7 protein-coding genes are annotated in these 10,486 nt (G+C 66.3%); 4 read left to right on the forward strand and 3 right to left on the reverse strand.

All coding sequences use genetic code 11. The features are described 5' to 3' along the window. Window positions 1-199 precede the first annotated feature (199 nt). Window positions 200-436: a hypothetical protein gene (locus VLA96_01950; protein ID HSE47950.1), complete on the forward strand. Its 237-nt coding sequence runs from the start codon at window positions 200-202 to the stop codon at window positions 434-436. 80 nt (window positions 437-516) lie between these two features. Here the strand turns inward: VLA96_01950 and nrfD are convergent, their stop codons facing one another. From nrfD to fdh, 3 genes are read right to left on the reverse strand one after another with little or no spacing between them, the layout of a single operon-like run. Then, complete coding sequence (gene nrfD, locus VLA96_01955) at window positions 517-1,638, reverse strand: NrfD/PsrC family molybdoenzyme membrane anchor subunit (GenBank protein ID HSE47951.1); 1,122 nt, start codon at window positions 1,636-1,638, stop codon at window positions 517-519. Continuing rightward, the gene (locus VLA96_01960; protein HSE47952.1) at window positions 1,635-2,420 is read right to left on the reverse strand and encodes a 4Fe-4S dicluster domain-containing protein; all 786 of its coding nucleotides are present in this window, start codon (window positions 2,418-2,420) and stop codon (window positions 1,635-1,637) included. The genes nrfD and VLA96_01960 overlap by 4 nt, the downstream gene beginning before the upstream one ends. Continuing rightward, entirely contained in the window at window positions 2,417-5,608 is a 3,192-nt protein-coding gene (fdh, locus tag VLA96_01965) for a formate dehydrogenase (GenBank protein ID HSE47953.1), read from the reverse strand. Before fdh ends, VLA96_01960 begins: the two co-directional genes overlap by 4 nt. 106 nt (window positions 5,609-5,714) lie before the next feature. Between fdh and VLA96_01970 the strand changes: the two genes are divergently transcribed. The 3 genes from VLA96_01970 to VLA96_01980 all read left to right on the forward strand — a co-directional run. Then, entirely contained in the window at window positions 5,715-6,881 is a 1,167-nt protein-coding gene (locus VLA96_01970) for a pyridoxal phosphate-dependent aminotransferase (GenBank protein HSE47954.1), read from the forward strand. 289 nt (window positions 6,882-7,170) lie between these two features. Then, window positions 7,171-8,472, forward strand: coding sequence for an adenylate/guanylate cyclase domain-containing protein (locus VLA96_01975; protein ID HSE47955.1), 1,302 nt, complete (start codon window positions 7,171-7,173; stop codon window positions 8,470-8,472). After that, a partial coding sequence (locus VLA96_01980; protein ID HSE47956.1) for a protein kinase occupies window positions 8,473-10,486 on the forward strand: 2,014 nt, incomplete at its 3' end.

Below are 10,486 nucleotides of genomic sequence, written 5' to 3' on the forward strand. Positions count from 1 at the left end.
CCTCGACGATGACTCGGCTGGTGAGGGCCCCGTTGACTAAAGCTACCCGGCTTTGGCTGACGCCGTCAACATAGAAAAGCAACCCGCTCGTCTGGATGACCCACGATACCAGCCGAACCAGACCAGGTTCGCGCCGGGGTGGCGTGCCTTGAAGTGCAATAGCCTCCACGGCATACCTCGGGAAGGCATCAAAGGATAGATGCGCTATACCGTTACCATCACGACCAGCCATACTGGCGACCGCTGGACAGCGATGCTAGCCGGCTCGGCCGGCAATATTAAGGCCGTCGGTGCGTCTGAGAGCGAAGCGGCCGCCCGCGCGCTCCAGTTGGCGGGCATCGCGCTCCATCCCAGCCTGTTGCCGGAATCGCGACTGGTTGCGGAGCCCGAGCACCATGCGACTGAGCCGATAGAGATTTCAAGGCTCGCCGCCTAAGCTCGGCGCACACGCCTTGGACTGCCTTTCAAGGCCGACTCTTGTCTTCTGCACGGAAATCTCAGTTGCCGCGTCTCGCGTCAGCTCTTCAGCCCGTGCTGCTTGTCCGGATGCTGGGAAGGGAGCAGGTTGCGCTCCTGTTGGCGAGCCTTCGCCGGAAGTTCCTGGCGGTGTACTGCCCCGGCGCCGAGCCCGAGGGGCAAGCGGTGATCCCGCGCAGACGCCTTTCCCGCCATCATCCATGCCACGCGCGTGATGAAGGACCCGACGAGCGTCGACATCGCCGCCGCCCGCCGGAAGTTGCGCGCCTGTTCGCCACTGGTCGTGAACGAAGCCAGCCGCAGCAGCAGCGGGACCGGCCCCGAGAGCACGCCGCCGGAGCGCGTCACCCAGCCGCTCACGCCGTGCCGCAGCGGTTCGTTCGCCGGTTCCGGGTGGCTCTCGATCTCCAGGCCTTCGTACGCTTCGTAGGCCGCCGCGCCCAGCCCCATCAGGTTCAGCGCGCGGCTGCGGTCGTGTCCCATCAGTTCGAGGATGGAGACCGCGCTGCCCACCCCCGACGCCGCGAAGTGCAGCGGCAGCGTGCGGACGTTCCGGTTCCACGCCGGGATCACGGTCGCGCCGATGAGTACGCCGGTATAGGTGGACATCACCACGCCGGTCGAGGCCGCCAACGCCTCTGCGGCGTTGCCGAGCACGCGCACCGGCACCAGCCCGCCCGACATGCGGTCCACCGCTTCGGCGAACGCCGAGGCCGCGCTCGCGGTGCCGAACGCGGCCAGCGTCCACGCGCCCACCGACATCGGGCTCTGCACCTTGAACACGCGCAGCATGTTGAGGAAGCGCGCGGGACGCCCCAGGTCGGCGATCAGCAACCCGGTGGAGATAGGTCCGCCGAGCGCCGCCACCCAGCGCGCGTCACGGACCAGCCGGCGGTCGGCGCCGGTCCAATTCGCCATCGCGCCGATCACCGCCGCCGCACCCGCCGCGCCGCCCACGAAGAAATAGAGCGGGATCTCCCACGTCCACGCCGGCTTCTTGAGCAGCGGGATGCCGTAGTACCCGGTCTCCGGTGACGCCACCGGGAAGGGAGCGCCGCCCGGCCGCGCGCCCGGCGACATCACGATGCCGCGCCGCTCCGCCTCGCGACGTATCTCGAGCAGTCGCGCCTCGCGGATGGGGGCCTTCGGTTCGCTGCTCATCGGTCGCCATCTCCCAGGAAGGCGAGCAGCGCGCCGGCGAAAATCGCTCCGGCCGCGATCGCGGCCGAGCGCCACCCGGCACTCAGGTAAAGGCCAGGCGTCTCCGGGTCGGGCGGAAGGTTATAGGAGCGTGGATCGCCCCGCATCACGAAGATGGAATGCGTCCCTTCGACCGAGGTGTGCTGCGGGTCATAGATGCCCGCGTCTTCCATGCCGCGCTCCCGCAGCTGTTGAACCCTTTCTTTAGCAGTACGGCGCAACTCATTGATGTCACCAAACGTGATGGACTCCGTCGGGCAAGCCGTCGCGCACGCCGGCTGCAGGCCCACCTTCTGCCGGTCGTAGCAGAACGTACACTTGAACGCCCGGCCGTCGCTCTTGTTCTTTTCCACCACGCCGAACGGGCACGTCACCACGCAGTACGCACAGCCGTTGCAGACGTCGGGCTGGATGAATACGCCTCCGAACTCGGTGCGCACGATGGCCCCGGTCGGGCAGGCTTCCAGGCACCCCGCGCGCTCGCAGTGCTTGCAGACGTCGGAGGAGAATCCCCATGCGGGGAAGTCGGGCGCGTTGCCGCCCAGCCCGGTCTCGGGCTCCTGCTCCACGAACTTCACGTGCCGCCACGTCGAGTGTCCGACCGCGCCGGTGTTGTCGTAGGAGAAGCCGGTGAACTCCAGGCCGTCGGCCGAGATGCCGTTCCACTCTTTGCACGCGACCTCGCACGCCTTGCACCCGATGCACAGCGTGGAGTCGGTCAGGAATGCGGTGATCGGGCTCATACGGGTCGCGCCAGTTCGCGCTTCATCTCCGCCAGGTCGCGCTTGCCGCCCTGGCGGCGACCCGCGCGCAGGTTGCAGAGCAGTCCTTTCGTCTCCATGATTCGGACGTTCGGCTCCTCCGAGATCGCCAGCAGATCGTTCACCACGTCGCCTTGCACGAGGCCGCGGAATCCCCAATGATAGGGAAGTCCGACCTGGTGCACACGCTTGCCGTCGATGGTGAGCGCCGGCATGCGATTCGTGACGAGCGCGCGCGCCTCGATCAGCCCGCGCGGCGTACCGATGGTGACCCACTCGCCGTGCTCGACTCCTTCTTCGCTGGCCAGCTCCGGCGAGAGCTCGCAGAACAGCTCGGGTTGCAGCTCCGCGAGGTGCGGCAACGTGCGCGTCATGCCGCCGGCAGTGTGATGCTCGGTCAGCCGATAGGTCGTCAGCACGTACGGGAAACGCGCGTCTCCAGGCGAGAAGGCGTATGCGTTGTCCGGCCGCTCTTTCTTCTGCGACGCGGGATTCTCGCCGTGCTCCGGATAGAGCGGGTTCGCGATGGGCGACTCCAGCGGTTCGTAGTGCGTGGGCAGCGGCCCGTCTTTCAGTCCGCTCGGCACGTAGATCCAGCCGTCGCCGTCCGGATGCATGATGAACGGTTTGTCGCCCGCGAGCGCTTCATCGCCCTGCGCATTCTTCGGCGGCTTGTAGTCGGGCGCCTTGTCGGGCGTGAAGTCGGGCGCGTCGTGCCCGGTCCACTTCTTTTCCTTCTCGTCCCACCAGACCAGCGCCTTGCGCTCGCTCCACGGCCGCCCGTCGGGCCGCGCCGAGGCGCGGTTGTAGAGGATGCGGCGGTCGTTCGGCCACGCGTAGCCCCAGCCATGCCCGTAGCGGCCTTTGGGCTCGCGCTTCTCCGGCTTGAGCTCGTCGGACTTGGGGAACATGCCGGAGTAGATCCAGCAGCCGCACGCCGTTGACCCGTCCGCCTTGAGCTCCTTGTAGCCGCTCACGTGTTTGCCGTCGGCGACGGTGTACCCGTTGATCTCTTTCAGGATGGCGCGGATGTCCGGGTCCTGATGCGGCCCGTGCACGCCGTAGTCCCAGGTGAGGGCGCGCAGGCCGGCGCTGCGCGAACGCCGGTCACGCTCGGTTTTGGCTTTCAGCCGCCGCCCGAGGTGGTACACGAACCAGAGATCGCTGCGGCAGTCCTGCGGCGGCTCGACGGCCTTCTGCCGGAACTGGATCGTTCGCTGCGTGTTGGTGAATGACCCTTCCTTTTCCGCGTGCCCGGCCGCAGGCAGGAAGAATATCTCGGTGCCGATCTCTTCCGGCTTCAACTCACCGCGCTCGATCTCCGGCCCGTCATGCCAGAAGGCTGCGGTCTCCGTCTCGACCATCTCACGCACGACCAGCCACTTCAGCCGCGCGAGCGCCTTGCGCTCCAGGCGCGCGTTGGGCGCTCCGACCGCCGGGTTCTGCCCCATCACGAGCAGGCCTTCCACCTTGCCGTCGGCCATGTCGAGCCAGTAGCCGAAGTGCGAGTGGTCGCCGGTGACGCGCGGCAGCCACCCATAGCCCCACTCGCTCGCCTCGCTGGCGTCCTCGCCGTACCACGCCTTCAACAGGCTGATGATGTACTTGTCGAAGTTGTGCCACCAGCCCGTCGCGGCGCGATGCTTCTTGATGTAGTCCGCCAGCGCGTGCGAGTCGGCCTCGAAGAAGGGCATCGGCATGTAGCCCGGCAGGATGTCGTACAGCGTGGGGATGTCGGTCGAGCCCTGGATGGAGGCGTGCCCGCGCAACGCGAGGATGCCGCCGCCCGGCCGCCCGATGTTGCCCAAAAGCAGTTGCAGGATCGACGCCGTGCGGATGATCTGCACGCCGTCGGAGTGTTGCGTCCACCCGACCGCGTAGCAGATTGCGCCGGTGCGCTCCGGGCCCGAGTTCGACACGAAGACCTCGGCGACCTCGAGAAACTTTTCTTTCGGGATGCCGCAGGCGCGCTCGACCATCTCCGGCGTATAGCGCGCAAAGTGTCGCTTCAACACCTGGTAGACGCAGCGCGGATGTTGCAGCGTCTTGTCCTGCTTGTGCTTGCCGACGTCCCCGGCTTCACCGCCCCGGTCCTTGCCGTGCCCGCCGCCGGCCTTGGAGTGTCCTGCGGGTTCCTCCGATTTCTGATCCTTCTTGGGCGAGCCCTCGTAGAGCCAGCTGGTCGGGTCGTACTTCTTCTCCTTGTCGTCCCAACCGGAGAACAGGCCGCCTAAGTCCTCGGTGTCGCGAAAGTCTTCGCGCAGGATGGTGGGCGCGTTCGTGTAATGCACGACGTATTCGCGGAAGTCCCGTTCGTTCTGGAGCACGTAGTTGACCAGCGCGCCGAGGAAGACGATGTCGGACCCGGCGCGCAGCGGCAGCCAGTAGTCCGCCATGGCCGAGGTGCGCGTGAAGCGCGGGTCCACGTGGATGACCTTCGCGCCGTTCTTCTCCCGCGCCTCGATCACCCACTGGAAGCCCACGGGATGGTTCTCCGCCATCGACGAGCCCATGATCAGGATGGCGTCCGCGTTCGCGAGGTCCTGCTGCGCGGTGGTGGCGCCCCCGCGCCCGAACGAGGTGCCCAGACCGGGCACCGTCGAGCTGTGTCATATCCGGGCTTGGTTGCTCAAGCAGACCATGCCCAGACCTCCCGTGAAGAGTTTCTTGATCAGGTAGTTCTCTTCGATGTCGAGCGTGGCGCCGCCCAGATGCGCCATCGCCGTGGTCTGCATCAGCCCTTCGCCATCCTTCTTTTCCTGGAAGCTGTTTTCCCGCGTCTCCCACATGCGGTCGGCGATCATGTCCATCGCCGTCTCGAGGTCGAGCGATTCCCAGTGCTTCGAATACGGGCGGCGGTACTTCACCTTCAACTCGCGCCCGGCATGGGTCAGTAGCTCGAAGCTGTCGGCGCCCTTGGGGCAGAGGTGCCCACGCGAGATCGGCGACTCCGGGTCGCCTTCGATCGAGATCAGCTGGTTGCCCTTGTGAAAGACGAGCTGCCCGCATCCCACGCCGCAATAAGGACAGATGGAGCGCGCGACCTCGGCGTCGTAGTGCTTGGGAAGAAGCCGGCGTGTCTCGTCGCTCATGGCTTCTTGGCCGGTGCCGTCGCCGCCTTCGGTGATCTGGCGGATGACAGGCCAGCGCGCGAGCAGGTCCTTCAGCATGCAGACTCCGGTTCGGGGGACAGAAAAGGGCCGCTACGGCTTAGGAGCTTGCCATGCTACTGAAAGGTTGCCGTGCGCGCAAAGCCGCACTGCTACGATATGCGCCATGTTCGCGCGCCGCACCGCGTGGCACGACCAGCCCAACCGCTTCACCCAGGCGCTCGACGCCCGCCGGCGAAGCGGCCAGCCGGTGTTCGACCTCTCCGAGTCGAATCCCACGCGCTGCGGCTTCGACTATCCCCACTGGCTGCTCGACGCCTTGCCCGACCCGCGCGCCCTCGATTACGCGCCGGAGGCCCGCGGGTTGCGCTCGGCGCGCGAGGCCGTCAGCGCCTATTACGCCGCGCGCGGGGAGAGGGCGGATCCCGACCGCATCTTGCTGGCGACCAGCACCAGCGAGGCCTACTCCTGGATCTTCCGCCTGCTCTGCGACCCGGGCGACGAGATCCTGGTGCCCGCGCCCAGCTACCCGCTGTTCGAGTACCTCGCCTCCATCCAGGACGTCGCCCCGGTCCGCTACCCGCTCTTCTACGACCACGGCTGGCACGTCGACCTGCACGCGCTCGAGCAGGCGCTCACGCCGCGCACGCGCGCCATCATGCTGGTGAACCCGAACAACCCCACCGGCTCCTATGTTCGCGAGGCAGAGCTGAAAGGGTTGAACCGGCTCTGCGCGGCGCGGGAGCTGGCGCTCGTCGCCGATGAGGTGTTCCTCGATTTCGCCTTCGACCAGGCACAGCACCCTTCGCTGGTGCGCAACGACACTGCGCTCACCTGCACCTTGAGCGGACTGTCGAAGATCGCCGGGCTCCCGCAGATGAAAGTGGCGTGGCTGGTCGCGGGCGGACCCGCGGCCCAGGTGGAGGCGGCGCTGTCGCGGCTCGAGGTCATCGCCGACACCTACCTCTCGCTGAACACGCCGCTCCAGCTCGCCTTGCCCGCGCTGCTCGCCTTCCGCTCCGAGTTCCAGGCGCAACTGGGAAAACGGATGCAGGCAAATCTCGCCGCGCTCGACGCCGCCTTGCAGGCGGTGCCATCCGTAGTCCGCCTCGAGGCCGAGGGCGGTTGGTACGCCGTGCTGCGCGTCCCACAGACTGCCAGCGATGAGGACGTGGCCATCGCGCTGCTCGAGCAGGGAGTGGTCGTCCACCCGGGCCACTTCTACGATTTTTCGGCCGAGGGCTACTTGGTCGTCAGCCTGCTCCCGGCCCCCGAGCGGTTTGCGGAAGGCGCGGCGCGTCTCGCGGCATCTCTCCGGCAGCGCTTCCGCTAAGGTGTACCACCGAGCCAACAGTCTCGGCCGGATGGATACTCGGGAATCACATTCCAAAAGTAACGTCTCGGCACGCGTTCTGCCTCTGAAAGCTGTTCTTCAAGCCCGTGAAGTCGTGGTACTTTAACTATCCACAACCAGCGGATTCCGCATTGGAATGGTGCTTTCGCCCCGCTTCGGTCCCCCAGGTCGCGGCGCGGAAACAGGCACAGCTTGCGGCGCTCCGCCGGGAACGCCTTGGTTATCAGATAACAAACTGGCATGCCCTTCGGGGCGTGATAGGGACCGAATGTCGCAGAACAGCGTCACGCAGATCATCCAGTCTTCGCGCGGACAGGCGGAGTTGCTGGCGGAGCTGGAAAAATTCCGGCGCACGATCACCGTGATGTTCACCGACATCAAGGGCTCCACCGCCTACTTCGAGAAGTACGGCGACGTGGCCGGCCTGATGCTCGTCCACCAGTGCAACGACATGCTCGGCCAGATCGTCGCCCGCCACGGCGGCCGCGTCGTCAAGACCATCGGCGACGCCATCATGGCCACCTTCGACGACGCCGCCGAGAGCGTGCAGGCCTCCATCGAGATGCAGCGCTCCCTCATCGAGTTCAACGCTCCCAAGCCCGAGCAGGACCACGTCTTCATCCGCATCGGCCTCAATCACGGCTCCGGCATCGTGAAATCGAACGACGTCTTCGGCGACGTCGTCAACGTCGCCTCGCGCGTGGAGAGCGTCGCCATGCCCGAGCAGATCGTCATCTCCGATAGCTTGAACCAGCAGGTCGCGCCTCTCGGCCGCTTCAAGCTCTCGCACCTCGGCCGCTTCGCCCTGAAAGGGAAGGAAGGCGACCGCGACCTGTTCGAGGTCACCTGGAGCGACGCGAAGATCGCCCGCCCGGCGGCGGCGCACACCATGGTCGCGTCGCCCAAGGCGGCGATGGTCATGCCGAAATACCGCCTGCAGCACATTCGCAAGGACGGCTCTGTCGGCTCGGACCACGAACTCAAGGACAACAAGCTCACCGTCGGCCGCACGGAGGGCGACCTCAAGTTTCCCGCCGACCACCAGCTTTCGTCGCTGCATGCGCGGTTCGAAGTCGAGAAGGGTCAGTTGCTGGTCGAGGACATCGGCGCCGACAAGCGCGGCGTCTACGTCCGGCTCATCGCCACCTACATGCTCCAGGATGGCGACGTCTTGATGATGGGCCGCCGCGCCTTCCGCTTCAAGGAGAAGCCCGAGGCCATGGCGGCCGCCGCGGCCATGGGCACCACGGTCGTGGACCTCACCAACATCCTCAAGGAGCCGGTCGCGGAGTTCATCGCGCTGAAAGCCGACGGCATCCCGGAAGACGGCGGCCACTTTCCCCTGACCGAGCAGGAGATCACCTGGGGCCGCACGAAAGGGACCTACACCTTCCCCGAGGACGGCTTCATGAGCCGCTCCCATGCGAAGGTGTATCAGCGCGGAGAGAACTTCTTCCTGGAGGACGCCGGCAGCCGCAACGGCACCTTCGTCAAGGCGCGCGGCCGGACGCCCGTCCCGGTCGGCGCCATGGTCCTGGTGGGTGGGCAACTGCTCAAGGTGACCCAATAGATGCCCGCCAAGACCCTCGCCAAGATCGGGAAGTACGACGTCGTCGAAGTCCTCGGCAAGGGCGGGATGGGCGTCGTCTACAAGGCGATGGACAACCGCATCGGCCGCTTGGTCGCCATCAAGATGATGACCGGCGGCTTCGCCGACAATCCTGACCTGCTGAAGCGCTTCTACCGCGAGGCGCAGTCCACCGGCACCCTGCAGCACCCCAACATCGTCATCGTCTACGACCTCGGCGACCAGGATGGCAATCCCTACCTCGTCATGGAGTTCCTCGAGGGCGAGCCCCTCGACAAGCTCATCGCCTCGCGCCGCGAGACCAGCCTGGTGCAGAAGCTCGACTGGATCATCCAGTGCTGCAACGGCTTGAACTACGCGCACCAGCGCGGCATCGTCCACCGCGACATCAAGCCCGCGAACCTCATGGTCCTCAGGGACGGCGCGGCCAAGATCGTGGACTTCGGCATCGCGCGCATCGGCGACGCCTCGCTCACCAAGACCGGCCAGGTCGTCGGCACCATCACCTACATGTCGCCCGAGCAGATCAACGCCCAGGTCGTCGACGGCCGCACCGATATCTTCTCCGCCGGTGTCATGCTCTACGAGCTGCTCACCGGGACGCTCCCCTTCGACGGCAGGGATACCGCCGCCACGCTGCTCAAGATCATCCACGAGCCTCCGCCGCCGTTGAAGAACTTCCTCTCCGACTATCCGGCCGAGCTCGAGGAGGTCCTCTTCCGCGCCCTCGCCAAGGATCGCGAAGAACGCTACGCCACGGCCGAAGATTTCGCCTTCGACCTCTCGCGCGTCCAGGAGCAGCTCAAGAAGAGCATGGTGTCGGACTACGTCGTCCGCGCCAGGAATTCCATCGAGAAGCAGGAGCTCACGCGCGCCAAGGAGCTGCTGCAGCAGGTGCTGAAGGTCGACACCCAGCACTCCGTCGCCAAGGAGCTGATGCACGATGTGCAGCAGCGCCTCCAGAAGCAGCAGCGCGGCGAGCAGATCCGCCAACTCCGCTCCCACGCCGAAGACGCCCTCTCGCAGCGGCTCTTCGAAGACGCCATCTCCTACATCGACCAGGCCATCTCGCTCGACAAGACCAATCCCGAGTTGCTGAACCTCCGCGACCTCGCCCGCGAAGCCAAGCAGCGCCGCGACAAGGCGTCCGATGAGGTCCGCCGCGCCGAATCCGGCCAGCTCTCCGGCCACCTCGAAGACGCGCTCAAGCACGTCGAAGAGGCTCTGCGCCTCGAGCCCGACAACGCGCAGGCCAAGGCGCTGCAGGTCGCCATCAGCAGGGAACTCCAGGCAAAGTCGAAGGACCAGAAGGTCAAGAGCATCCTGGACGAGGCGCGCAAGCAGATCTCGTCGCGCAAGTTCACTGATGCCTTTGACATGCTGAAGGCCGCCGAGCAGATCGATCCCTCCAGCCCCGAGGTCCACGCGCTGATGAACCTGGCATCCTCCGGCCGCGAGCAGGAGATGCGCCGCCGCGACCTCGAGCGGCTTACCACCGAGATCGAAGAGGCCCTTTCGCGCGACCAGTACTCCGACGCCAGCGCGAAGGCCGACGCCGCGCTGCAGAAGTACACCAACGAGCCGGCGCTGTTGAAACTCAAGGCCATCGCCGAGAAGCAGAAGGACGCGGCGGAAAAGCGCAAGTTCCTCGACGAACAGATGTCCGCGGCCCGCAAGCTGCTCGACGCCGGCAAGGCGGGCGACGCGCTCGCGCTCCTGGAGAAGGCCGCGCAGAAGGCGCCCAGCGAATCGCGCCTCCAGTCGCTCCTGGCCATCGTCCGCGACAGCGCCGAGCGTGAGAAGACCGAGCAGGTCAAGGCGCAATACATCCAGAAGGCCAAGGAGGCGATGCGGCACAAGGATTACGCCGTCGCCGTCCAGATGCTGGAAGCCGCCAGCCGCGAGCTCGAGGATTCCGCCGAGATCCAGGACCTGCTGCAGTTCGCCCGCGACGAGGCCGCCCAGGCCGAGCGCCGCCGCAAGATCGAGGGCATCG

The organism is Terriglobales bacterium (assembly GCA_035457425.1).
Taxonomy (GTDB): domain Bacteria; phylum Acidobacteriota; class Terriglobia; order Terriglobales; family Acidobacteriaceae; genus JACPNR01.